This is a genomic window from Pyxidicoccus sp. M6 (assembly GCF_055568925.1).
Genome location: NZ_CM145714.1, coordinates 6,831,298 through 6,857,382 on the forward strand (window position 1 = coordinate 6,831,298; position 26,085 = coordinate 6,857,382).

General features: G+C 69.3%; 15 protein-coding genes. 12 read left to right on the forward strand and 3 right to left on the reverse strand.

Features of this window, described 5'->3' with window-relative positions; translation table 11 throughout:
- Positions 1–4: 4 nt before the first annotated feature.
- Both ACVTJA_RS27330 and ACVTJA_RS27335 read right to left on the reverse strand, forming a co-directional pair.
- Complete coding sequence (locus tag ACVTJA_RS27330) at positions 5–2,791, reverse strand: tetratricopeptide repeat protein (protein WP_465823875.1); 2,787 nt, start codon at positions 2,789–2,791, stop codon at positions 5–7.
- A 94-nt stretch (positions 2,792–2,885) separates the two neighbouring features.
- The gene (locus ACVTJA_RS27335) at positions 2,886–4,229 is read right to left on the reverse strand and encodes a hypothetical protein (RefSeq protein ID WP_465823877.1); all 1,344 of its coding nucleotides are present in this window, start codon (positions 4,227–4,229) and stop codon (positions 2,886–2,888) included.
- 727 nt (positions 4,230–4,956) lie between these two features.
- Here ACVTJA_RS27335 and ACVTJA_RS27340 point away from each other — a divergent pair.
- From ACVTJA_RS27340 to ACVTJA_RS27390, 11 genes are all read left to right on the forward strand, one after another.
- Positions 4,957–6,669, forward strand: coding sequence for a 30S ribosomal protein S1 (locus ACVTJA_RS27340; RefSeq protein ID WP_206727716.1), 1,713 nt, complete (start codon positions 4,957–4,959; stop codon positions 6,667–6,669).
- 182 nt (positions 6,670–6,851) lie between these two features.
- The gene (locus ACVTJA_RS27345; protein WP_465823878.1) at positions 6,852–9,389 is read left to right on the forward strand and encodes a WD40 repeat domain-containing protein; all 2,538 of its coding nucleotides are present in this window, start codon (positions 6,852–6,854) and stop codon (positions 9,387–9,389) included.
- 127 nt (positions 9,390–9,516) lie between these two features.
- Positions 9,517–12,261 carry a WD40 domain-containing protein gene (locus ACVTJA_RS27350; RefSeq protein WP_465823880.1) on the forward strand — a complete coding sequence of 915 codons (2,745 nt, stop codon included), beginning with the start codon at positions 9,517–9,519 and terminating at the stop codon, positions 12,259–12,261.
- A 248-nt stretch (positions 12,262–12,509) separates the two neighbouring features.
- The gene (locus ACVTJA_RS27355; RefSeq protein ID WP_465823882.1) at positions 12,510–13,691 is read left to right on the forward strand and encodes a thiolase family protein; all 1,182 of its coding nucleotides are present in this window, start codon (positions 12,510–12,512) and stop codon (positions 13,689–13,691) included.
- An 82-nt stretch (positions 13,692–13,773) separates the two neighbouring features.
- Positions 13,774–14,472: a CoA transferase subunit A gene (locus ACVTJA_RS27360; RefSeq protein ID WP_465823884.1), complete on the forward strand. Its 699-nt coding sequence runs from the start codon at positions 13,774–13,776 to the stop codon at positions 14,470–14,472.
- Positions 14,473–14,479: 7 nt separating this feature from the next.
- Complete coding sequence (locus ACVTJA_RS27365; protein WP_465823887.1) at positions 14,480–15,136, forward strand: CoA transferase subunit B; 657 nt, start codon at positions 14,480–14,482, stop codon at positions 15,134–15,136.
- A gap of 62 nt (positions 15,137–15,198) precedes the next feature.
- Complete coding sequence (locus ACVTJA_RS27370) at positions 15,199–15,591, forward strand: TIGR02266 family protein (protein ID WP_465823889.1); 393 nt, start codon at positions 15,199–15,201, stop codon at positions 15,589–15,591.
- A gap of 42 nt (positions 15,592–15,633) precedes the next feature.
- The gene (locus tag ACVTJA_RS27375; RefSeq protein ID WP_465823892.1) at positions 15,634–16,929 is read left to right on the forward strand and encodes a class I SAM-dependent RNA methyltransferase; all 1,296 of its coding nucleotides are present in this window, start codon (positions 15,634–15,636) and stop codon (positions 16,927–16,929) included.
- Positions 16,930–17,263: 334 nt separating this feature from the next.
- Positions 17,264–18,661, forward strand: coding sequence for a VWA domain-containing protein (locus ACVTJA_RS27380; protein ID WP_465823894.1), 1,398 nt, complete (start codon positions 17,264–17,266; stop codon positions 18,659–18,661).
- Between the two features lie 173 nt (positions 18,662–18,834).
- Entirely contained in the window at positions 18,835–20,031 is a 1,197-nt protein-coding gene (locus ACVTJA_RS27385) for an efflux RND transporter periplasmic adaptor subunit (protein WP_465823896.1), read from the forward strand.
- Positions 20,032–20,048: 17 nt separating this feature from the next.
- On the forward strand, positions 20,049–23,180 hold the full coding sequence (locus ACVTJA_RS27390) for an efflux RND transporter permease subunit (protein WP_465823898.1): 3,132 nt from the start codon (positions 20,049–20,051) through the stop codon (positions 23,178–23,180).
- A 171-nt stretch (positions 23,181–23,351) separates the two neighbouring features.
- On the opposite strand, the gene ACVTJA_RS27395 is transcribed toward ACVTJA_RS27390, so the two are convergent.
- Positions 23,352–25,250, reverse strand: a complete 1,899-nt coding sequence (locus ACVTJA_RS27395) for an HYR domain-containing protein (protein ID WP_465823899.1) — start codon at positions 25,248–25,250, stop codon at positions 23,352–23,354.
- A 259-nt stretch (positions 25,251–25,509) separates the two neighbouring features.
- Here ACVTJA_RS27395 and ACVTJA_RS27400 point away from each other — a divergent pair, with 259 nt between their 5' ends.
- Positions 25,510–26,031 (forward strand): hypothetical protein, encoded by a 522-nt coding sequence (locus tag ACVTJA_RS27400; RefSeq protein WP_465823901.1) that lies wholly within the window; start codon positions 25,510–25,512, stop codon positions 26,029–26,031.
- Positions 26,032–26,085 lie beyond the last annotated feature (54 nt).

Consider the following 26,085-nt stretch of genomic DNA (forward strand, 5'->3'; position numbering starts at 1 on the left):
GCGCTCAGCGGCCACGCACCACGCGCTTCTTCTTCGCGGACACCTCACGCCGGGGCGGAGCGTCCGGAGCGGGCTTCGGCGCCTCGTCCCTCGCCTGCGCCAGCCACACGTCTATCTCCGCGACCTGCGCCGGCTTCTGCAGCTCCTCGAAGCGCGCCCGGGCACGCAGTGCTTCCGCGAGGCTGTTCGCGGGATCGGTGCCCGTCTGCCAGAGCGCGCGGGCCAGGGCGAAGCCCGTCAGCGCCAGGGCCTCCGTATCGACGTCCTCGTACGCGAGCGCCTTGCGCAGCGGTGCGACGGCATCCGCCGCGCGTCCCTGCGCCAGCAGCACCTGGCCGATACCGTCGTACGAATAGGACAGGTTCGAATCGTCCTCTCCCAGCGCCTTGCGCTTGAGCTCCACCGCGGATTGGAAGGTGGCGAGCGCATCGTCGTAGCGCTTCAGGTCGATGAGGCACATGCCTATCTCGTCCATCGCGTCCGCGACCAGCGGGTGCTCGGCTCCGAGCGCGGCCTTGCGCACTTCCAGCCCGGCCTGAGCGTGGGACAGGGCCTGAGCGGGCTCTCTGTTCTCGCGCAGCGCGGTGGCGAGGAGTACGTGGCGGTTGCCCATCTCCGGATGGTCTGGTCCCTTGGCCGCCTCCGTCAGTTGGAGCGCCTCGGTGAGGAGCTGGATAGCGCGCGCGTGCTCTCCCTGCCGCAGCACCGCAAGGCCGAGGTTGTAGGTCACCTTGGCCCGCTTCGGATGCTCGGGCCCCAGGGTCTCCTCCTGGAGCGCGCGCGCCTTCTCGAAGAAGTCACGGGCCTGCGGGTAGAGGCCCTGCATCATGCGGATGTTGCCCAGGTTTCCCATCAGGTCCATGGCCAGCAGCGGCTCTCCGCCGAGCCTCGTGAGGATGGCCTGCCCCACCTCACCCCAGCGCTCCGCCTGCGCCGTCTGTCCGTGGTTCGCCTGCGCGAAGATGAGACGGGTGAGGATCTCCAGACGCATCCGGTCCGAGCGGCTGGCCTCCGCCGCGTCGATGGCCTTCTCCATCTCACGGAGCCCCGCGTCCTTGTCTCCCATCTGCTGCTGGAGCCAGCCCAGGTGGTTGTGCAGCTCTGCCTGCAGCGGGAGCCACGCCGCGGCGTCCACCTTGGGCTGCAGACGCTTCGCCTCCTCCAACGCCTTCGGGTAGCGGCCCGCGTCGAGGAGCGCCTTCACCTCGGCGAGCCGCGTTTCGAGCCGCTCAATCGTGGCGCGCCGCTCCGGGTCCGCGGGGCGCGGCATCTGTTCCGTGAGCGACTCCACGTCCCCGCACGGCGACAGCGAGGGGAGGGCGCCCGTCGCATCCACGGCCCGCTCCACCACCTTGCCATCCGCCTCGGTCAGTTGGCCCACCAGCGCCCCGAGGTCCTTGCGCCGCCGCTCCAGGCACACCATGCGCAGGGACATCAGCTCTTCCGTCTGCGCGCCGCGCACGCGGGTGTCCTCGCACGCCGCGGTGTGCTGCCGCGCCCAGTCCCCCGCGTAGCCGTCCAGCATCCGCGTCACGCGCTCCGCGGTCTCCTTCGCGAAGGGCCGGTTCGTCGCGGCGAAGGCCGCTTCCAGCTTCTGGCGAGCGGCCGGGCCCCAGGTCGAGGCCACCAGGGACTCCGAGCCGGCGCACACCTGCGAGCGGTGATGGACGTAGAACCCCACGCCCGATGCGACCAGCGCCGCGGTACCCACGCCGAGCATCGCGAAGCGCCGGCGGGATTGGCGCGACTGCTGGGACAGGGCCTCCAGCAGCGCCTCCATGGAGGCGAAGCGGTCCTCTGGACTCAGCGACAGGCCGCGCAGCACGACGCGCCGCACCCAGGCGGGCACGCGGACGTCCTTCGGCGGCTCGCGGATGACGGTGCCCGGCGCCGCGCTCCGGAGGATTTCCCCGGACAGCGTCCCCGTGCTTTGCAGCGCCTGCGCCGCGAGCCGCTGCACGTGCCGGTGCTCGAAGGGGCGCTTGCGGTAGAGGGCCCAGTAAAGCGACGCGCAGAAGCTGAACTGGTCCGAGCGCGCGTCCGCGCCCTGGTCGATGTACTGCTCCGGCGGCATGTACTGCGGCGTACCCACCACGGAGCCGGCGGCCGTGAGCTCCGCGAGGAGGCCAGGGTTGGCGGGGTCCTCGCGCGTGTCGCCCTCGAGGTCGTCCTCGTCATGCTGCTCCGCGGCCAGCCGCGCGAGGCCGAAGTCCATCACGTACACGCGCGAGCCATTGCCCACGAGCACGTTGGCCGGCTTGAAGTCTCGGTGGACGAGCCCCGCCTGGTGCGCCGCGGCCAGTCCCCGGCCCGCCTCGATGAAGACGCGGACGATGTCCTGCCACGAGTGCCCGCCCTGCTTCACCCAGTCATGCAGGTTGTGGCCCTGGATGAACTCCATGGCCACGAAGACCTGCTCGCCATGGGTGCCCACGTCGTGCACGGCGATGACGTTGGGGTGGGAGACGCGGGCCATGGCCTGCGCCTCGCGCAGGAGCCGCGCCCGGCCGTACTCCAGCGGGCCCACATGGTCCGGGTGCAGCAGCTTGAGCGCGACCTTGCGGTCCAGGTCCGGGTCATACGCCGCATAGACGATGCCCATTCCCCCTTGTCCGATGGACTTGAGGATGACGTAGCGCTCGACGTGGGTGCCGCGCTCGAGCGGCCGCTCCGCTTCGGGCGCGGTGTTGCGCCGGCGCGCGGGGCGCTCGGCCCGCATCTCCGGCGTCGTCTGGGGCGCTGACGGGTCCGCCCATTCCGGGCGGCCGGTGTCCGGTCGTCGGGGGGGCACCGGCGAATCGGGGGTCTGCTCATCCTGGGGTTGGCGGGCCATGTCGTGTCAGGAAGCCATGCACGGGGACGGAGTGCCCCGCGCGGTGCGCTCGTCAGTCGGTCGCGGACTCGTAGGTGATCCTCTTGCCGATGCCTCCCTGGTTGAGTTCGCTGTCCTTCAGCTTCGCCAGCACGAGCTTGTCCCTCTTGAACACGCTCTGCTCGAGCCTCTCCAGCAACGCAAAGAAGTCCTTGCTCCCCATGCCGTTCAGCAGCTTCTTCACGTACGCGTCGACGTTCTTGAAGAAACGCGTGACGGGCTTCTTCGAGGGCGCCGTTCCCGCGGCGGGCTCCGTGTTGTAGGTGATCCCCCGCAGGTGGGGCTTCTTGTCATCCTTCCCAGCCGGCTTGGGCGCGTCGGGGACCTTCTTGTACGAGGTGTCGACACCGGCGAAGACGTCATCCGTGGCCGTGAAGGCGGCCTTGTCGGGATGGGACTTGGGCGTGTTCTTGGATGGAGAGGTCTTCGGCTCCGGAGCCGTCATGCGTGGGCCCCCGAAGAACTGGTCCTGCCGCGAGTAGCCTGGCCCGGAGCGTCCCCCGAAGCGCGGGTCCAGCACGCTCCCCGCGTCCAGTTGGTCCGCGTAGGTCCTGAGGCCTCGCTCGAGGTAGATGCGGCCCGATGAGCCGTCATGTTCGCGATGCCGGCCGTAGGTGTCCTGCTCATCGCCCGTGGGCTGGAAGGGGTTGCGCGCAACGAAGTTGCTCCAGCCGAACGGGAGCTGGAAGGCTCTCGGATCCACGGCGCCCCAGGGAGCCGGCGGGGGAGGCGTCGAGGGCTTCAGGTCCCCTCCAGGCCGTCCCACGGGCACGAGGACGCCGCCATGGGGCGGGGCCTTGTCGACGGCCTCGCGGAGCTGCTTCGGCGTCACCACCGTCTTGCCCTTCTTCAGCGGATCCGAGATGACGTAGTTGCCGTCCTGCGTCGTCTTCCGGATCAGCACCCAGTGGGAGCTGGCCTCGTGGGTCTTCGGGTCCGTGACGCGCACCCTGGCGAGAAGCATGCGCCCCTTGCCGAGCTGCTCCTTCGCGACCTCATCGTTGAAGGGACCTCCCAGGGCCTTGCCACCCGGGACGGGGACGCCGGCGCGCTGCAGCATCTTCCCGATGCCCCTGAGCGTGGTCCCCTTTTCGGTCACCAGGCCCCTGCTCAGGTGGTTGATGACCTGGGCATCGGTGCGCCCCGTCCACCGGCCCCAGGCACGCGCCACCATGGCCACGGAGGTCGCGCCGCAGTTGTACGCGGCATTCTGGTAGCCCTTCTCGTACCCCTCGGGCGTCACCTGGCTGATGTGCTCGGAGGACTTGAAGCCCTCCTTGGGCGCCTGCTTCACCTTCGCGACTTCGGCGGCGTGCGGCCTTCCGGCGACGTGGTGGCGCTGGACGTGGACTGTCACGGGACTCTCCCGGGGTGTGGGATTCACCAACAGTCCGGATTATCGATTCTCTCAGGAAGTGGTTGCCGTGCCCCGGAGGGCAATCCGCGCACCAGGCGCACTACCCGACAGATCGGCCAGCTCGGGTGTTCGGGATCAGCGGAAAAGAGGGGAGGGGCCCGCGGCCGCCGACGTTTCGGGACCAGTCCACCCCCCCGGGCGCACCTCCCCCGTGACAGACGCCGGTCACTGGACTCGCGGGCCTCCACCCGTCCGGTGAACGAGGCAGGCTGGAAAATGTCGCAATCGCCAGAATTTCCAGCCGCTCCGGGGACTTTGGAGCCCTGCCGCGTGCTGTCGGAACCCGTACCGGGGACGGCCGCCGTCCGGCCGGGCGGCCGGGGCGCTCGGGGTGTCGCTCGGGGCGGGAGGGCTGCGCGGGGGGATGGCCGTTCTTAAGTAGGTGAAGGGTCCATCCGGCCGGGATTCGCGTCCGTCCGCCTGGAGTCCAGGCGGCGGGACACCGACCTCGGGGCTTGACATGCCCGGGGTGGGCCATCCACCCATCATCACATGGGGCACGCGCTCGCTTGACTACCGGAATTATCGGTGTCTAGGGTGCGCGGCTTCCATCAAATCAAGGTCCTCAATGAGGAGGACGCACGCGGCGGCCCGTTGCTCCCCGCAGGCCGCTGCGTATTACCCACCATCAGGGGGCAGCTGTACCGTTTCAAAGGACTTCCTCTACATGCAGCAGAACGTGAACCAGCAGGTCGGGATGGACGGCGGTGACGAAGATTTCGCCGCAATGTTCGAGGCCTCGCTCAAGGAGCGCGGTGGTGACGGCATCCTGAAGGAAGGGGAGATCGTCAAGGGCACCGTGGTCCAGGTGACGAAGGACTTCGCGATTGTCGACATCGGCTACAAGTCCGAGGGTCAGGTCCCGATCTCCGAGTTCACCAATCCTCGCGGTGAGGTCTCCGTCAAGTCGGGTGACCCCGTCGAGGTCCTCCTGGAGAGCCGTGAGAACGACACGGGCATGGTCGTCCTCTCCAAGGAGAAGGCCGACAAGATGCGCATCTGGGACGAGATCAGCGCCGCCTGCGAGCGCGATGAGATCGTCAAGGGCACCATCGTCGGCCGCGTGAAGGGTGGCCTCTCCGTCGACATCGGCGTGAAGGCGTTCCTCCCCGGCTCCCAGGTGGACATCCGCCCGGTGCGCAACCTTGACCAGTACATCTCGAAGGAATTCGAGTTCAAGGTCATCAAGTTCAACAAGAAGCGCGGCAACATCGTCCTGTCCCGCCGCGTCCTCCTCGAGAAGCAGCGCGAGGAGATGAAGAAGGAGACCCTGAAGAACCTGCGCGAGGGCGCGGTCCTCAAGGGCGTGGTCAAGAACCTCACCGACTACGGTGCGTTCATCGACCTCGGCGGCATCGACGGCCTGCTCCACATCACCGACATGTCCTGGGGCCGCATCGGTCACCCCAGCGAGATGTTCAACGTGGGTGACGAGGTCCGCGTCGTCGTCCTCAAGTTCGACCCGACGCAGGAGCGCGTCAGCCTGGGCCTCAAGCAGATCCAGGAGGACCCGTGGCACCGCGCCGACGAGAAGTACCCGGTCGGCACGCGCGTCAAGGGCAAGGTCGTGTCCATCACGGACTACGGCGCGTTCATCGAGATCGAGCAGGGCGTCGAGGGTCTCGTGCACGTGTCCGAGATGTCCTGGACCAAGCGCCTCAAGCACCCGTCCAAGATTCTGGAGGTCGGCCAGGAGGTCGAGGCCGTCGTCCTGGACATCGATCCGAAGGCCAAGCGCATCGCGCTGGGCATGAAGCAGATCGAGCAGAACCCCTGGACGCTGCTCGAGGACAAGTACCCGATCGGCTCCGTCATCAAGGGTCAGATCCGCAACGTCACCGACTTCGGCGTGTTCGTCGGCGTCGAGGAGGGCGTGGACGGCCTGGTGCACGTGTCCGACATCTCGTGGACCCAGCGCATCAAGCACCCGGGCGAGATGTTCAAGAAGGGCGACGAGGTCGAGGCGGTGGTGCTCAACATCGACGTCGAGAACGAGCGCTTCAGCCTGGGCATCAAGCAGCTCCAGCCGGACCCCTGGGAGACGCTGTCCGAGCGTCTGCCGGTGGGCAGCCGCGTGAAGGGCAAGGTCACCAAGGTCACCGACTTCGGCGCGTTCGTGGAGATCGAGCCGGGCATCGAGGGCCTCGTGCACGTCTCCGAGCTGAAGGAGGAGCGTGTCGAGAACCCGCGTGACGTGGTGAACGAGGGCCAGGATGTCGAGGTGAAGATCATCGACATCAACACGCCGGACCGGAAGGTGGCGCTGTCGATGAAGGCGCTCATCGGCGAGGGCGAGGACTACCGCGAGTACCTCCGCAAGCAGGCGGAAGGCTCCAAGGCGCGCCTCGGCGACGTGATGGCGAGCAAGCTGAAGAAGTAATCCTTCAGCGGCAAGAGCCTCACGGCGTGACGGCCGGGTTCCCGAAAGGGGGCCCGGCCGTTGCCGTTCAAGGGGTCATGTCAGGCGGCGCGCGGTGGAACTGTCCTTTGACTTCCCACGACGGCACGGCTACTCACCGGCTCGCGCGAATCCGGGGGCCGGTGCGCGTGGGTACGAACCGCATGCACTTCCGTCCTCTGTCCCTGGCCTCCGCCCGTTCCGGGCGACTCTCATCCCTCCTTGCGTTCGCGCTCGCTTCGGGCGCGTTGTCCGCCTGTTCCGAGGATGGCGGCGACTCGAACGCCGGCCGCGAGCCCGGCAAGGCCCGCATCGAAGCAGTCGTCCCGCGGGCCGCCGTCGGTGAGTCACTGCCCTTCCGGTGCACCGCCGAGGACCCGCAGGGCCAATCCATCGAGTACCTCTTCGAATGGGGCGACGGCAGCGGCGAGACGACGTACTCGCAGCTGATGCCCAGCGGCACTCCGGGCGAGGTGACCCATGCCGTCACCCGGGAGGGAAGCTTCCAGGCGCGCTGCCGCGCGAGGGACCTGACGGGCCTCCTCGGCGCGTGGTCCGACCCGGTGGAGTACACCATCCAGGGGACCGAGGTGGCGCGGCTCGACGTCCGCGTCCAGGTGGTCGGGCGTGGGCGGGTGACGAGCACCCCCGCGGGGCTCGACTGCGCGGACACGTGCCACGACAGGTTCGCGAGGGACTCCGTGGTCACCCTCGCCGCGACGCCGGAGCCCGGTTGGCGCTTCGTGGGCTGGTGGGGCTGTGACGACGAGGCGGAGCCGTACACGTTCGCCGTGGACCGGGACGTGAGCTGCTCGGCGCGCTTCGCTCCGGAGACGGAGTCCGCCGTGGAGTGGATGCGCGCGGGCGCGCGCTACCCCAAGAGCCCCGTGTGGAGCCCGGACGGCAAGCGCATCGCGGCGCTCGACACGCTCACGGCCACCCTGGATCCGAACCGGCTGCGCATCTGGGACGCGGAGAGCGGCCGGGTGCTGCGCACGATTGACGGCGGCCCCTGGACCCGGGGCTTCAAGGCGGTGGCCTGGAGCCCTCGCGGAGACGTGGTGGCGCTGGGTCGCAGGGATGGAAACCTGGAGCTGGTAAACGCGACGACGGGAGCCGTGCTCCGGGAGTGGCGGGCGCACGGCAGCGAGGTGAGCGCGCTGGCGTGGAGCCCGGACGGGCAGCGCCTCGCGAGCGCGGGGGGCGACGCCGGCAAGGAGGTGCGGTTCTGGCGCGCCGACACCGGGACCAGCGCGGAGACGAACCGGACGGCACAGGGCCGGGTGCGGCGGATGGCATGGAGCCCGGAGGGAAGCCGGCTCGCGCTCGAGGTGGGGTTCCCCGGAGCAGCGGGCTCGGAGTGGGTGGAGATCCATGGCATCGCCCCCGCAATCTTTCAGGAGCTGCACACCGACGTGAGCAGCTTCGCCTGGAGCCCGGATGGCGGGCGCTACGCGGTGGGCGCCCGGGGTGAGGTGCGGCTGTATGCCTCGGCGACGCACCAGCTCCAGTCCACGTGGAGTGGCACGTGGGGAAGGACGTGGCTGCTGGACTGGAGCGCGGATGGGCGATGGCTCGGGCTCGGAGACACTTCGCGGACGTTGGTCATCCTGGAGGCCGACACCGGCACCGTGGTGGCGGACGCTCGCGAGAACGGGCCCGTGGTCATCAGCGCCGGAGGCTACGACGGGCTGCGCTTCCACCCGTCGAAGGCGGAGCTGGCCGTCGTGGAGGACATGCCCGCGGAGGTCACCCTCGTCACCGTGGATGCGCAGGCCCACGTGCTGCGCAAGCGCGAGCTGCTGGCCCACACCCTCGCCGTGGAGTCGGTGGCGTGGAGTCCCACGGGAGCGCGGCTGGCCAGCGGTGGCCGCGAAGGGCCGGTGCAGGTGTGGGACGGGCAGGGCGCCCCGGTGCGCACGCTGTCGGGGCACGGGGACAAGGCGGTGCGCGCGCTGGCCTGGGATGGGAGCGGCACCCGGCTCGCGAGCGGCGGCGCGGACGGGCAGGCCCGCGTGTGGCGCGTGGAGGACGGCGCGCTCGTCGGGGCGCCGCTCCAGCACGCCACCAGCGGCGAGACGCAGCCCATCGAGGTCCACCGCGTCGCGCTGAGCCCGGAGGGTCGTCGCCTGGCGACCTATGCCGGCTTCAATCCGGCCTCGGCCGCCGGGGGCACGGTGAGGATCTGGGACGTGGACGCAGGCACGGTGCTGTTCCGCTTCCCGCGCAGCGACCGCACGGTGCGCACCCTGGCCTGGACGCCGGAGGGCCGCTACCTCGTGGCGGCGTACTCCGACGTGAGCTGGGAGTTGTGGGACTCGCAGACGGGCGAGCTGCGCCTCGTGGACCCCGGAGTGGACACGCACACGCTGGCGGTGGCGCTCAGTCCGGACGGCACGCGGCTCGCGCTCGGCCAGCAGGATGGCGTGTCCATCCGTGACCTGGACACGGGCGCGCTGCTGGCGGTGTCCTCCGGGCTCTTCACGCCGTATGCGTTGACGTGGAGCCCCGACGGGCGCCGCATCGCCGGAGGTGGAGTGGGGGGCCTCGTCTTCATCTGGGACTCGACGAGCGGCCTCTCCATGCGGGTCCTCGGCTCCCACGACGGTGACGTGAATACCGTCTCATGGCGCCCCGACGGGCAGGCCCTCACCTCGGGAGGCACCGACACGGCGTTGAGCACCTGGCGCTTCTTTCTGTGAGCCGGGCCGCTCCGCGCGGGCATCCGTGACGGGGCGGCGTGAGGCTCCCCTTTGACTTCCTCCGGAGGCGCGGCTACGTCACCTGTTCGCGCGCATTCCGGGGCCGGGGCGCAAGGGAACGAACTGTATGCATACCCGCCCCGTGTCGTGGCCCCTCGTCCGCTCCGGTCTGCTGCTCACCCTGGTCCTCGCCGTGGGCGTGTTGTCCGCCTGCGACGATGACCGGGCCCCGCGTGACACGCCGCCGCAGCAGGCCCGCCTCGAAGCCCTCGTCGCCACCGGCGCGGTGGGCATGCCGCTGCGCTTCCAGTGTGCATCCCTGGACGCCGAGACGGCCCTGTTGGGCTACGCCTTCGACTGGGGCGATGGCTCCGAGCCCACGGGTGTCATCGTCACCGCGACGGAGTCGGGCACGCCGGTGGAGGTGGAGCATGCGTACGCCCAGCCGGGCGGTTTCGCGGTGCGCTGCCGCGCCCAGGACGGCGCGGGGCAGCCCGGTCCCTGGTCCGAGCCGGTCCAGGTCCACGTGCGGGCCTCGCCCTCGGGCCCGGTGCTCACCGTCGCGCTCGAGGGAGAGGGCTCGGTTCGCAGCGAGCCGGATGGAATCTCCTGTGGCACGTCCTGCGAGGCCACCTATCTGGAAGACACCTGGGTGCTGCTGGAAGCCACCCCTGCCGTGGGCTGGGGCTTCTCTCGCTGGGAAGGCGCGTGCGGCGGGCCGGGCTCGCGGTTCCAGGTGCTGCTGCGCGGAGACGTCCGGTGCGTGGCGCGCTTCGAGCGGAAGCCCACGAACTTCATGCTCGACGTGACGGTGGTGGGCGAGGGCGACGTGACGAGCATCCCCGCCGCCATGCAGTGCCCGGGGCCCACCTGCTCGGTGCGCTTCGCGGACGCGGAGCTGGTCACCCTGCGCGCGGCGCCTCGCGCGGGCTGGCGCTTCGGCGGCTGGGCGGGCGACTGCGCCAGCCCGGACAAGGAGCTCCAGCTCGAGCACGTGAAGAATCGGATGTGCGTTGCCCGCTTCCTGCCCGACGTGCGCCTCGCCTTGGACTGGGGGCGCATCGGCGCGGACGGTGTGAGGGAGCTCGCGTGGAGCCCGGACGGGGGCCTGGTCGCGTCGGTGGATTCCGGGGCCGAGGGGATGCTGCGCGTCTGGGATGCGCGGACCGCCGACGTGAAGCATGTGAGCCGGCGGCTCATCACGCGCTACGTGTCGCTGGCCTGGAGCGGCGCGAATGGGCTCGTGGCCACGGGCATGTCGGACGGCACGGTGCTCATCCTGGACCCGTCGACGTGGGAGACCGTGCACGAGCTGCGGGGCCTCACGGGGAACACCGTGGAGGCGGTCGCCTGGAGCGCGGATGGCAAGCGATTGGTCAGCGCGAACCAAACGGGCGCGGTGCAGTTGTGGGACACCTCCACGTGGGCGCTGGTGGGGCAGCACACCGTGGGGCGGGACGTGGAGCGGGTGGCGCTGAGCCCGGATGGGCGGCGGCTCGGCGTCGAGCGCTTCAACTCCATCGTCGGCGTGGAAGTGCATGACCTCGAATCGGAGCAGGTGGACCAGTTGGAGGGCCGGGGTTTCGCGTGGAGCCCGAAGGGCGACCGCTACGCGGTGGGCTTCGAGGGCGAGGTCCGGGTCTTCGCTCCGGGCGAGGCCGAGCCCCTCGCCGTCCTGACGGCGCCCGAGTCGCAGGTGTCGGCGCTGGACTGGAGCCCGGACGGCCGGTGGCTCGTGGTGAGCGACCAGGGCCAGAGCCTTCTCGTACTGGATGCGGAGTCGGGCACCCTCGTCGCGCAGGTCCCCGGCGTCCTGCCCAGCGGAGGCCTTCGCAACCTGCGCTTCCATCCCACGCTGCCGGTGTTCGCGGCGGCCTCGTCGTTTCCGCTGGAGGTCAGCGTCGTCACGGTGGACGCGGCCAGCGGCACCGCGAGCCGGTTGGAGCTGACGGCGCACAGGGCCCCGACCCGCGTCGCGGCCTGGAGCCCGGCTGGAGACGTGCTGGCCACGGGCGGCTTGGACGGGAGCGTGCGGCTGTGGGGCACGCGGGGGGAGCCGCTCCACGAGCTGGTCGCGTACAACAACCCGCCCTATGTGTCGGCCGTGAATGCCCTGTCCTGGGACGCGGCGGGGCACCGGTTCGCCTCGGGCGCGGATGACGGGGCCGTGCGCTTGTGGAACGCGGATGGCACGCCCGCGGGCCCGCGGTGGCAGCACGGCATCAGGGTCGACCAGGTGGCCCTGAGTCCGGATGGAAGTCGGCTCGCCGCCGTGGGGTCCCGGTACGAGCCGGACACGAACGCCTTCGAGGACGGCTGGGTGAGCATCTGGGACACCGCCACCGGGGACCGGGTGGCGTACTTCCAGGAGACGTCCTCCCCCCCGTGGGAGATGACGGCGGAGGCGATGACCTGGACGCCGGATGGAGGCCAGCTCCTCATCGCGTGGAGGAACCTCTCCTGGACGCGATGGGAGGCCGCTTCGGGAGCGCGTCAGCGTGTGAAGGCCGAGGGCGTGACGTCCCCGCTCACCGGAAGCGCCGCCTTCAGTCCGGACGCGCGTCAGTTGGTGGCCAGGGGACAGCTGGGGGCCACCGCCATCTGGGATGTGGCGTCCGGCGCGCTCGCCGCGAACCTGGTGGGCGGCGAGTTCCCCGACGGCCTGGCCTGGAGCCCCGACGGCCGGTTCATCTCGGGCGGCACCCATGCGGGGCGGCTCCTCATCTGGGACACCCGGCTGGGCCTGCTCGTCTTCAGCGAGGACCGCGTGCATGGCGACTGGCTGGAAGGCACCGCGTGGCATCCCGACGGGCACCACCTCACCACCGTGGGGTGGGACCTGCGTGTGATGAACTGGAGCGTGACGTGGTGAATATGACGTCACATTCATGTTCGCGGTCGCGCCGTCCGACCGGTCGGGCGGGAGCCGGGTGTCCTGCTCGGATTTCGGGCCCTGTACATTCAAGGGCTTACAAAGGCTGGCGCAGTGCGTTGCACGCAGTGGACGCTCCCGTCTGGAGCCCGAGCGAGGACGCTTGAACTCCAGGGAGTGCCCGGTGATAAGGGCCCCCGTCGCTGTTACCGAAGCTCATCGGTCATCCTCGAACGGAGGCAGTTTTCATGGCTCGTGAAGTCGTCATCGTGGGCGCGGCCCGTACTCCCATCGGCTCCTTCCAGGGCTCGCTTTCCAAGCTGACGGCCCCGCAGCTGGGCGCCATCGCCATCAAGGCGGCGCTGGAGCGCGCGGGTGTGAAGCCCGAGGCCGTCCAGGAGGTCATCATGGGCTGCGTGCTCCAGGCTGGCGTCGGCCAGGCGCCCGCTCGCCAGGCGACCATCTTCGCCGGCATCCCGGAGGCAGTTCCCGCCACCACGCTGAACAAGGTCTGTGGCTCCGGCCTCAAGGCCGTCATCGCGGGCGCGCAGGCCATTGCCCTGGGTGACGCGGACGTCGTCGTCGCCGGCGGCATGGAGTCCATGAGCAACGCGCCCTACCTCAGCCACACCATGCGCGGCGGCTCCCGCATGGGCAACGTGGAGTTCAAGGACGCGATGATCCACGACGGCCTCTGGGACGTGTACGGCAACGTCCACATGGGTCTGTGCGCGGAGGAGTGCTCCACCTCGCAGGGCATCAGCCGCGCCCAGCAGGACGAGTACGCGGTCGAGTCCACCCGCCGCGCCATCCAGGCCCAGAAGGAGGGCCTCTTCACGGCGGAGATCGTCCCCGTGCAGATTCCCGGCAAGAAGCCGGAGGACATCGTCACCGTGACGGAGGACGAGGGTCCCCGCAACGCGAAGCCGGACAAGATTCCGGGCCTGAAGCCCGTCTTCAAGAAGGACGGCACGGTGACGGCCGCCAACGCGTCCTCCATCAACGACGGCGCCGCGGCGCTGGTGCTGATGAGCGAGGAGCGCGCCAAGGCGGAGGGCCGCACCATCCTCGGTCGCATCACCGGCTATGACCAGGCCGCGCGCAAGCCGGTGGAGTTCACGATTGCCCCGGCGGACGCCATCAACAAGCTGCTGAAGAAGAAGAACCTCGCCGCGGGCGACGTGGACCTGTGGGAGATCAACGAGGCGTTCGCGGTGGTGTCCATCGCCAACAACCGCCTCCTCGGGCTGGACCCGGCGAAGGTGAACGTGCGCGGCGGCGCGGTGGTGCTCGGCCACCCGATTGGCGCCTCGGGCGCGCGCGTGCTGGTGACGCTGCTGCAGACGATGAAGGACCTGGGCAAGAAGCGTGGCGTCGCGTCGCTGTGCATCGGCGGCGGCGAGGGCATCGCGCTGATGGTGGAGCGGTAATCTCTCCCTCTCCCTGACGGGGGAGAGGGGCGGGGTGGGGGCCTTCCCGGGCCTTCACCCCGTTTCCATATCGGGAGGGCGGATGAACAAGGTCTACGCGAACGCGGACGAGGCGGTCGCCGACATCCCGGACAACTGCACGCTCATGAGCGGCGGTTTCGGTCTGTGCGGCAACCCGGAGAACCTCATCGAGGCACTGCACCGCAAGGGTGTGAAGGGCCTCACCATCATCTCCAACAACTGCGGCACCACCGAGCTCGGGCTCGGCATCCTTCTTCAGAACAAGCAGGTGAAGAAGATGGTGTCCAGCTACGTGGGAGAGAACAAGGAGTTCGAGCGGCAGTTCCTCTCCGGCGAGCTGGAGGTGGAGCTGAACCCTCAGGGCACCCTGGCCGAGCGCATCCGCGCCGGCGGCTGCGGCATCGGCGGCTTCTTCACCCCGACGGGCGCCGGAACGCAGGTGGCCGAGGGCAAGGAGACGCGCATGATTGACGGCCGTCTCCACGTCCTGGAGACGCCGCTGAAGGCGGACTTCGCCATCATCCACGCGTGGAAGGCGGACACCTGGGGCAACCTGGTGTTCAACAAGACCGCGCGGAACTTCTCGCCGATGATGTGCATGGCCGCGAAGGTGACCATCGTCGAGGCCGAGCACATCGTGCAGCCCGGCGAGCTCGACCCGGACCAGGTGCACATCCCGAGCATCTTCGTGAAGCGCATCGTCCAGGCGAAGAACCTCCAGAAGTGGATCGAGCGGCGCACCGTCCGCAAGCAGGCGTGAGGAGCCCATGGCACTGACTCGTGAACAGATTGCGATGCGCATCGCCAAGGAGCTGCGCGACGGCTTCTACGTCAACCTGGGCATCGGCATCCCCACGCTCGTCCCCAACTACATCCCGGCCGGCGTGGAGGTGGTGCTCCAGTCGGAGAACGGCCTGCTCGGAATCGGCCCGTACCCCGTCGCCGGGCACGAGGACCCGGACCTCATCAACGCCGGCAAGGAGACGGTGACGACGGTGAAGGGCGCGTCGTTCTTCGACTCCGCGCTGTCCTTCGGGATGATTCGCGGCGGCCACATCGACATGGCCGTGCTCGGCGCCATGGAGGTCAGCGAAGAGGGTGACCTGGCCAACTGGATGATCCCCGGGAAGATGGTGAAGGGGATGGGCGGCGCCATGGACCTCGCGGTGGGTGCCAAGCGCATCTACGTGGCCATGGAGCACGCCAACAAGGAAGGCCAGCCGAAGATTCTCAAGAAGTGCTCGCTGCCGCTGACGGGCCTCAAGTGCGTGCACCACATCGTCTCGGACCACGCGTACATCGACGTGACGCCCGAGGGGCTGGTGCTGCGCGAGGTGGCCCCCGGCGTGACGGTGGAGCAGGTGCAGAAGCTCACGGAGCCCAAGCTGAAGGTGGCTCCGGACGTGCGCGAGATGAAATTCTGAGCGCACGGGGATAGGGTGCTCTCCCGCGGGCGTGACGTGACGGCCCGCGGGGGACTCCATCCATGTCCGAGACTTCACAGAAGCCCAACCCCAACGACCGCGCGCCGCGCGTCGAGTACGAGCTGCCCGTCGCCTACAGCAGCGTGACCGGCTTCGTGACGGACTGGGCCGTCAACCTGTCGCGCGGTGGGCTGTACATCAACACCGACAAGCCGCTGCCGGTGGACACCGTGGTGCGGCTGCTGGTGACGCTGCCCGGCGCGCACTTCCCGGTGGAGCTCAAGGGCCGGGTGACGCGCACCAACGCGTTGGGCGCCGCCTCCGCCAATCAGTCACCGGGGATGGCGGTGGAGTTCGTGGACGTTGACGACGAGAAGCGGTCGCGCATCGGGGAGTTCGTGGAGCGCCTGCGCACGGAGTTCCCCTCGGAAGATGTCGTCGCGACCCGGAAGTGACTGGCGGCGCTCGGTGCAGGGCGCCGCCCACCGAGCCTGTGAATGCTGCCGTTACCTGAGACTCCCGTTGAACTGACGATTGAGCGCCTGGGCCAGCTCGGCGAGGGCGTGGCCTCCTGGCAGGGACGCACCGTGTTCATCCCCGGAGCGTTCCCCGGCGACACCGTGCGAGTACACCTGGAGACGCAGGGCCGCGTGCTGCGCGGGCTGTTGCGGCAGGTGGTGAAGCCCGGGCCAGACCGGCGTGAGCCGCAGTGCCCGTGGGCCGGCGAATGCGGCGGCTGTGACTGGCTGGGGCTCACCGAGTCCGCCCAGCGCGCCGCGAAGCAGGAGATCGTCCTCTCCACCCTGGAGCACCTGGGGCACCTGCCGAGGGAGTCCTTCACCGTGCGCCCGCTGATGGTGGCGCCTCGCGACTGGGGCTACCGGCGCCGCGCGGTGCTGCACCCGACGGGCAAGGGGACGCTGGGCTACTTCGGGCGGCGCAGCCACGAGCGCGTCCCCGTGTCCGAGTGCGGTGCGCTGACGCCCGTGCTGACGGAGCTGCCGGGGAAGCTGGCTCCGCTGCTCAAGCCGCTGGCGAAGGACACCGAGGAGGTGCTGCTGCTGGCCGAGGGCGACAAGGCCGCCTTCGCCGTGAACCTCACCGGGTCGGTGACGGCGCGGCACGTGGAGGCGGCCGAGGCCGCGGTGCGCACGCTGCGTCTGGAGGGCGCGGTGTTGACACCGAAGGAGGGCTCGCCGCGCGTGCTGGGCAAGCCGGCGCTGCGCTCGTACTCGCCGCTGCGGCCGGAGGTGCCGCTGTACCTGCGGCCGGATGCCTTCGCGCAGGCGCACGCGGAGGCCAACGTGGGGCTCGTCACCTCGGCCATCTACGAATTGGGCGCGAAGGACGGCGACGCCGTGCTGGAGCTGTACTCGGGCAACGGCAACTTCACGTTCCCGCTGGCGGCGGGCGCGGCGTCGGTGCTGGGCGTGGAGTCCTCGCCCGTGGGGGTGGAGCTGGCCCAGCGCAGCGCGCGCGAGGGTGGGGTGAACAACGTGCGCTTCATCCAGGGCGACGCGCGCAAGGCGTGCGACGGGCTGGTGGCCGAGGGGAGGAAGTTCGACGTGTGCCTCGCGGACCCGCCACGCACCGGAGCGCCCGGCCTGGCGAAGTGGATGACGGCCCTGGGCGTGCGCCGCGTGGTGTACGTGGCGTGCGACCCGGCCTCGCTCGCGCGCGACGCCGCCGGGCTGGTTGAGGCGGGCTACAAGCCCCTGGCCCTCCAGGTGGTGGACATGTTCCCCCAGACGCACCACGTGGAGGCCGTCATGTCCTTCGAGCGGAGCGCCTGATTCACGCCAGTCCGCACCAGCCGAAGGTGGGGCCGGTCCGGGCGGCGCAGGCCGCGGAAGGAACGTTCATTCCACTGCTCCCGCTCTCGGGCGGGGGCGAGGCGGAGGAAATCCCACCGAAGCCGAGCCCGCACTGATTGTGCGTTTGGGGCTTTGCACCAGGCGCGGGCTCCCGGGGCACAACCCGACGTTCTCGACGGACGAGGAATCGCTTAACCTGTAATCCGAGAAATTTTAGTGATTACACCGCGTGTAGCAGGGGAGGAGACGACCGCCCGCTCACGCTCGCTGCATTCCGGATTGCACCGGAGCCCCGCGCGGACATGATGGTCAGGTGGATGCCCGCATCGTCGAGTTCGCCGAAGTGCTCCGCCAGAACGGCGTGCGCGTCAGTACGTCCGAGGTCCAGGACGCGCTGCGCGCCACGACGGAGGTGGGACTGAAGGACCGGAGCCTGTTCCGCTCGGTGCTCCGCACCACGCTGGTGAAGCGCGAGCTGGACGTGGACACCTTCAACCGCGCGTTCGACTTCTACTTCTCCGGCGCGGCGAAGACGTTCGAGGGCATCGACAAGTCGCTCGCGAAGCAGCTCGAGGAAGAGGGCTACCTGGAGGGCGACCTGCTGAAGATGGTCATCATCCAGATGGCCCAGCTCCTCCCGGAGATGTCGCCGCTCACCCAGGCCATCCTCGAAGGCGACCGGGCGCGACTGGCGCAGATCTTCCGGATGGCCTCGCTCCAGCTCGACCTGTCGCAGTTGGAGAGCCCGCTCCAGGCCGGCTTCTTCTCGCGGCGCCTGCTGGCCGGGGCGGGCATGGAGAAGGCCCGCTCCGACATGAAGTCGCTGGAGGACGAGCTGCGTGCGCGCGGCCTCGCGCCTGAGGGAGTGGAGATCGTCTCGCGTCACGTCGCCGCCGCGATGCGGAAGATTGAAGACGCCGCGCGCCAGGAGGTGAAGCGCCAGGCCGAGGCCCGCATCCGCCGCCGCACGGACACGGTGCAGGACAAGCCGCTGCACCTGCTCACGCAGGCGGAGGTGGACCAGATGGAGTCCGCCGTCCGCACGCTCGCGGAGAAGCTGCGCAGCCGGCTCATCCGCAAGCAGCGCTCGTATCGCCGGGGCGCGCTGAATGTCCGCCGCACCCTGCGCCGCAACATGCCGTGGGGTGGGGTGCCCATGGTGCCGCAGTTCCGCCGCCGCAGGCCGGAGCGCCCGGAGCTCGTGGTGCTGTGCGACGTGTCGGACTCGGTACGGAACGCGTCGCGGATGATGCTCCTGTTCATGCACACGCTGCAGTCGCTGTTCGTGCGTGTGCGCTCGTTCGTCTTCGTGTCTGACGTGGGCGAGGTGACGCAGTACTTCAAGGACCTGGACGTGGACGAGGCCATCGACATGGCCACCGCGGGCAAGACGGTGTCCTTGAGCGCCAACTCCAACTACGGCCGAGCGCTGGCGGACTTCACCCGCGACCACCTGGGCAGCATCACCCGCCGCACCACCGTCATGGTGATTGGCGACGGGCGGAACAACTACAACGCGAATAACGCGTGGGCCCTGAAAGACTTGCGCCGCAAGGCGAAGCGCCTCCTCTGGATTTGCCCCGAGGAGCGGGGCAACTGGGGAATCGGCGACAGCGAGATGCTCACCTACGAGAAGCACTGTCACCAGGCGGTGGTCGTCACCTCCGTGTCGGACCTGGCGCGCATCGCGGACCAGCTCGTCCCGGCGTGAGCGCATTCCCGCAAGACACCCGTAGCGTCAGGGTGGCGCATTTTTTCTGTCAGGAATGACGGGAGACCGCCGTCACAGCGAAACCTTCCGGGGGTGCGTCACTTTCGCAGGCACGCGCCGAGGGCGAATCGTATAGAGGGGTCGCCCACAACACCCCCTGCTGAGTTCCGCTGATGACCTCCCACGCCACAGCTCCTTCCGAGGCTGCGCAGCCTCTCGATTCGCAACCCGTTCGCAAAAGCAACCGCAAGTCTTGGGTTCTTGGAATCCTGGCCCTGCTCGCCATCGTCGGCGTGCTCATCGGCATCAAGGCGATGCAGATTGGCGCGATGATTCAGGCGGGGTCCTCCTTCGTCCCACCTCCCGAGGCCGTGACTTCGGCCAAGGCCGAGTCCGTGGAGTGGCAGGCAGCCCGAGATGCAGTGGGCTCCGTCCTCGCGGTGCGCGGCGTGACGCTCGGGGCCGAGATGTCCGGCATCGTCCGTGAAATCGGCTTCGAGAATGGCTCGGTGGTGAAGAAGGGCCAGGTGCTCCTCAAGCTCGACACCACCAGCGAGGCGGCGCAGTTGACCGGCGCCGAGGCCGACGCGGAGCTGGCCCGGCTGACGCTGGCCCGCGTCAAGACGCTCCACGGGCAGGGCGCCAACACGCAGTCCGACCTCGAGTCCGCGCAGGCCCGCTCCGTGCAGGCGGACGCCGCGGCCGCCAACCTGCGCGCTGTCATCGCGAAGAAGGTCATCCGCGCACCGTTCGATGGGCGCATCGGCATCCGGCAGGTGGAGCTGGGGCAGGTCATCTCCCCGGGCTCTCCCATCGCCTCGCTCCAGTCCGTGGACCCCGTCTACGTGGAGTTCCTCCTGCCGCAGCAGGCATTGTCGGCTGCGCGGGTGGGGCAGAAGGTCCGCGTTCGCGTGGACGTGTTCCCGGGCGAGATGTGGGACGGCGAGCTCACGACCATCAACCCCGAGGTGGAGGTCTCCTCGCGCAACGTGCGCATGCGCGCCACCGTGCCGAACCCGAACGGGCGCCTGCTGCCGGGCATGTTCACCAACGTCGAGGTGCTCGCGGAGGGCAAGAAGACCGTCGTGGCCATTCCGGCGACGGCCGTGCTCTTCGCGCCGTACGGCGACTCGGTGTTCGTCATCGTGGACGGCAAGGACGCGGCCGGCAAGCCGAGCCCCGTGGCCCAGCAGCGCTTCGTCCGCCTGGGCGAGCGGCGGGGTGACTTCGTCGAGGTGACGTCCGGCCTGACGGCGGGCGAGGTCGTGGCCAATAACGGCGCCTTCAAGCTGCGCAATGGCGGCACGGTCCTCATCAACGACGCGCAGGCGCCAAAGCCCGAGGCCGCGCCGCAGCCGGTGGACCGGTAGAGCACGGGAAGACCGCCATGAATTTTACATCGCTCTTCATCCGCCGGCCCGTGGTGGCGCTGGTGGTCAACCTCCTCATCGTCATCGCGGGACTGCAGGCCATCCAGTCCCTCAACGTGCGGCAGTACCCGCGCAGCGAGAGCGCCGACATCACGGTGACGACGGTCTACGTCGGCGCCAACGCGGAGCTCGTCCGCGGCTTCATCACCACGCCCCTGGAGCGCGCCGTCGCCTCGGCGGATGGCATCGACTACGTCGAGTCCCAGAGCTCGCAGGGCGTCTCCATCATCCGCGCCCGGCTCAAGCTCAACCACGACGCCAACCGGGCGCTCAGTGAGATCAGCGCCAAGGTGGACCAGGTGCGCGGAGACCTGCCACCCGAGGCCCAGGTCCCCGTCATCAACATCGAGTCGGCGGAGAGCCAGTTCGCCGCGGCCTATCTCAGCTTCTCCTCCGAGTTCCTGAAGCAGAACGAGATTACGGACTACCTGGTGCGCGTGGTGCAGCCACGGCTGACGGCGGTGGAGGGCGTGCAGCGCGCGGACCTCCTCGGAGCGCGCACGTTCGCCATGCGCATCTGGCTCAAGCCGGACCGGATGGCCGCGCTCAACATCAGCCCGGCGCAGGTGCGCCAGGCGCTCGCCGCCAACAACTACCTCGCCGCCGTGGGCCAGACGAAGGGCTCGCTCGTGCAGGTGAACCTCACGGCGAACACGGACCTGCGCTCGGTGCAGGAGTTCAAGCAACTCATCATCCGCCAGGACGGCGGGGCGGTGGTGCGGCTGGCGGACATCTCGGAGGTGGTGCTGGGCGCCGAGGATTACGACACCGACGTCGCCTTCAACGGGCAGACGGCGGTGTTCATCGGCATCTGGGCGCTGCCCACGGCCAACTCGCTGGACGTCATCAAGCGCATCCGCGTGGAGATGGATTCGCTCAAGCGCGAGGTCCCCGAGCAGCTCAAGGCGGACGTCGCCTTCGACGCCACGGAGTACATCCAGAACGCGCTCGACGAGGTGGTCGGGACGCTGCTTGAGACGCTCCTCATCGTCGTGGTGGTCATCTTCCTGTTCCTGGGCTCCGTGCGCTCCATCCTGATTCCGGTGGTGGCCATTCCGGTGTCGCTCATCGGCACGGTGTTCCTGATGCAGATGTTCGGCTTCACGGTGAACCTGCTCACGCTGCTCGCGGTGGTGCTCTCCGTGGGCCTCGTGGTGGATGACGCCATCGTCGTCGTGGAGAACGTGGAACGTCACATGGCCGAGGGCCTGAGCCCGCTGAACGCGGCGCTCAAGGGTGCGCGCGAGCTGGTCGGCCCCATCATCGCGATGACGATTACGCTCGCCGCGGTGTACGCGCCCATCGCGTTCCAGGGCGGCCTGACGGGCTCGCTGTTCCGCGAGTTCGCGCTCACGCTCGCGGGCGCCGTCACGCTCTCCGGCGTGGTGGCGTTGACCCTGTCACCGATGATGTCGGCCTACCTCCTGAAGGCGGGCCACGAGAACCAGGGGCTGTCGGGGTTCATCAATCGCGGCTTCGCGCGCCTGCGGGCCGCGTACTCGCGCTCGCTGGATCGGGCCCTGGGTGCACGCGCGGTGGTCTACACGATGTGGGTCGTGCTCAGCGTGCTCGCGTTCCTGATGTTCTCGCAGTCGCCGGCGGAGCTCGCTCCGACGGAGGACCAGGGCATCATCTTCGGCATCGTCAACACCCCGTCCAACTCCACGCTGGAACAGCTCAGCCCGTTCGTGCGTGAGGTGAACGACACGCTGATGGAGATGCCGGAGTCCCAGTTCAGCTTCCAGATCACCAACCCGGGTGGAGGCTTCTGGGGCCTGGGTTTGAAGCCGTGGGAGAAGCGCGAGCGCTCCGCCGCGGCGGTGCTCGCGGAGACCCAGCAACGACTCGGCGTCATCCCCGGCGTCCAGACGTTCCCCCTCCTGCCTCCGGCCCTCCCGGGCGGCGGCAACTTCCCGGTGGAGTTCGTCATCGCCTCCACCGCGGAGGCAAGCGAGCTGCTGGCGTTCGCGAACCAGCTCCAGGAGAAGGCGGCTGCGAGCGGACTGTTCGCCTTCCCGCCGATCATCGACGTGAAGATCGACCAGCCCCAGTCGGAGGTCGTGGTCGACCGTGAGAAGGTGGCTCAGCTCGGGCTGAACCTCGGGACGGTGGGCCAGGACTTGAGCGCGGCGATGGGCGGCAACTTCGTCAACCGCTTCAACATCTCCGGGCGCAGCTACAAGGTCATCCCGCAGCTCCTGCGGGCGTCCCGGCTCAACCCCGAGCAGATGAACGACGTGTACGTGACGGGCCCCAACGGGCAGCTCGTGTCGCTGTCCTCCATCGCGACCCTGCGTGACACGGTGGCTCCGCGCTCGCTCAACCGCTTCCAGCAGTTGAACTCCGTGAAGCTGAGCGGCGTGGCCATCCGGCCGCTGGACGAGGCCCTCACCTACCTGGAGACGGAGGCGGGGAAGATCCTGCCGAAGGGCTACCGCATCGACTACACGGGTGAGTCGCGGCAGCTCCGGGTGGAGGGGAACAAGTTCCTCGCAGCCTTCGCCCTCGCGGTGGTGCTGATCTTCCTGGTGCTCGCGGCGCAGTTCAACAGCTTCAGGGATCCGCTCATCATCCTCATGGGCTCGGTGCCGCTCGCGCTGTTCGGCGCGCTGCTGACCACGTTCCTGAAGATGCCCAACCCGATGATGGCTTTCTTCACCGACGGCTTCACCACCACCCTGAACATCTACTCGCAGGTGGGACTGGTGACGCTGGTGGGGCTGATTGCGAAGAACGGCATCCTCATCGTGGACTTCGCCAACCGCCTGCAGGAGGAGGGGAGGTCGAAGCTGGACGCGGTGAGGGAGGCCGCGTCCGAGCGTCTGCGCCCCATCCTCATGACGTCGGTGGCGACGGTGGCGGGCCACTTCCCGCTGGTCCTCGTCGAGGGCCCGGGCGCGGCGGCGCGCAACAGCATCGGGCTCGTGCTCGTGACGGGCATGGCCATCGGCACGCTGTTCACCCTGTACTTCGTGCCGGCCATCTATTTGCTCATCGCCCGGAAGCGGACGGCGCCCACGCTGGACACGGCGGGCGACGAGGCGGTGCCGCAGCTCGTCCCCGCACCCGCGGGGCGGCAGGGGCACTGAATCACGCCGGGTCCGGAGTCCCTCGGGGGTGTCGTGCTCCCGAGGGACTCAAGTGAGCTCGCAGGCCTCCACCCTGGTACGTGCGAGCGGGCCTGAGCTCATGGGCAGCCCGCTCCATCCCAGGAACATTCCCCCTCGTGCGACGCGTCTTTGTCTTCAGGGAGTCTCGCTTCAGTGACTCCGCTGGCGACGCGAGCGGAAGAGGAGGCCGAGCAGCATCAGGCTCCACGGCACCGACGCGGAGGTCGACTGACAGCCGCAGCCACTGTCGGGCGGAGGTTCTTCGGACGTGCCTCCGTCCTGCGTGCCGGCGTCGGTAGTGCCTGCATCCGTGGGCACCGAGCCTGCGTCCCCTGCGCCCGCATCCACGGGCTGCCGCCCGGCGTCCACCTCCGCGCCACCGTCCACCGTGCCAGCATCCGGCTCCGTTCCGCCATCTCCTGGCGGAACACCTGCATCCGTGGGCCCTGGGCCACCGTCTTCCGCGCCCGCATCTGTCGGCGCGGGGCCCGCATCCATGTCGCCTGCATCCGTGGGGCCCGGACCCGCGTCGATGTCGCCCGCGTCCATCTCCACGCCGCCGTCGGAGGGCCCGCTGCCTCCGTCCTCCGTCCCTGCATCCACCTCCACCCACGGCTCCACGGTGACGTCGAACGTACAGCTCGCTCGATTGCCGGAACCGTCCACCGCGGTGACCGTCACCTCCGTCAGCCCCACGGGGAACACCGAGCCGGACTCCGGATCCGTCGTCAGCGCCGGCGCTTCACCCGAGTCATCCCGAGCGCTCGCGGCAGGGAAGGTGACCACGGCGCCGTCAGGTCCGGTCGCGGTCACCTGCACATTCGCGGGACACGTCACGCGCGGAGGCCGCGTATCCGGCACGAGCCCCGAAAGCTTGAACAGTCCCTCACCCGTCGCATCCATCGCGGTGAAGTAGATCGTCGGGCCCTGCGCGGTCAGGTTCGACGGGTTCGACGAGCTCGTGCCAGGGAAGACGTCGACCAGGGTGGGCTTGCCCGTAGGCGTGTCCAGCCGCCACAACTCACGGCCCGCATCCGGCGTGGTGGCGACGAAGAACAGCGGACCTTCCGGCGACACCAACGTGAGTGACGCCGGAAGGGACGAACCCGTCCCCGGATTCAGGTCCGCCACGAGCACGGTGCCATCGGCCGTTCCATTCGTGCGCCACAGCTCGGTTCCTGTCGTTCCCGAGGAGTCGCTCCCCGCGAAGAAGACGAAGTCCCCCCAGCCCTCGAAGTCGGGCCCGATATCCGTGCTCGCGCGTACCGCGGGGCTCACCCGCTGCGTTCCCACTCCGGTGCCATCCGAGCGATAGATGGCGTTCCCCATCCCAATCCCCAGCACCCAGAAGTACAGGTGGTCCTTCCATGGGTAGAGATCGATGGGAACGCTGTCGAAGGGACCGAGGTCCACCACGAGGCTCGTCCCTCCCGACGTCCCGTCCGACACCCACAGCTCGCTGCCCGTGTCGCGCGTGGTGGCCCGGAAGTACGTCGCCTTCCCAAGCTGCGTGAACCCTCCGGGCGTGGAGTCACGGGGCCCCTGATTGATGTCGAGCACCAGCCGCGTGCCCCCAGGCGTGCCGTCGCTCACGAAGGGCTCCTGACCCACGAACGGGTCCGTGCCGGAGAACCACGCGAGTCCCTGGGACACCGAGACCTCCGACACGCTCGACGGCGCACCCGCCACGGTCTGGGTGCCCGCCTCCGTGCCATCCGACTGCCACAGCAGGCCATTGAGCTCCCGCAGGAACACGCGCGTGCCGGTGCTCTTCAGCGTGAAGGACGAAGAGGGCAGGGCCTTCAGCAGCGACGTCCCATCGGGCGTCACATCGGTGGACCACAGCCCGGCGCCAGAGGTGAAGAGCACCCGACCGCCGAAGGGCACCATGGAGAACGACGCCCCTTCGGAGTACGTGGCCTGGTGCAGCCGCTGCGTCCCCGTGGCCGTGCCATCCGAGCGCCAGAGCTCCACGTCCCGCAGATTCGCGGACTGCCGGCCGACGAGGAGCCAGTCCTCGAACGGCAGGAGCTGCTTCACTCCCGACATGGCCGCGACCTTCTCCACGGGGGCCAGCGCCGGGGGCCGGGCTTTCTCCGACCGCGACGATTCGAGGTGGGGCGGTGCCTCCTCCATGCATCCGCCCACCGTGAGAAGCCCCAGCAACCCAATGCCCTCCCGCCTCAGGTTCCAAGCGCGATTTCCCATTTATCCAGGTTACAACGCCCAACAGGCCCGCGGCACGACGCCCCCTGGTAGGAGCCGCTACAACGCGCCGCTCCAGGCTGTTAGATGCGAGAGCACTCCCATGGCACCCTCCCTCTTCGACGACGCGGGCTATCAGGACATCCGGAACAACGAGAACTCGGCCAACCTGGAGGCGGCCGATGACCGCACTCTCCGTATGGCGGCACCGCGGGTGGACGGCGCGATGCTCGACGCCCTGGTGCGCTACCAGCGGACCTGGCTCTCCCACGCCGAGGCCGGGCAGGGGGCGGAAGTCCTCGTGCGCGCCCACACCGAGGCCCTGGCGACCTCCGGCCTGGACCTGAAGACGGCGGAGCAGGGCATCGCCATGCTGCGCGCCTTCTGCGGCCGGCGCTGGGCCGTGCGGAAGTTCGAGGACAAGCTCCGTCAGGTGGAGGGTGCCACTGGCCCCGATGTGGAGGACCTGCGCGAGCGCATCCGCGAGGAGCTCACGAAGCAGGAGCGCGCCACGGACGGCCTTGCCCGGCGCTACGGCGACGAGGCCCTGGCCCTCATGCGCGCCCGCGAGGGGGAGCTGGTGGACCTGCACACCCGGACGACACTCCTGCTCAGTCGGGGATGAACCGGGGCGTCCGTCCGGTTGCATTCCGCCCCCGGGCATCGCATAACGCCACGT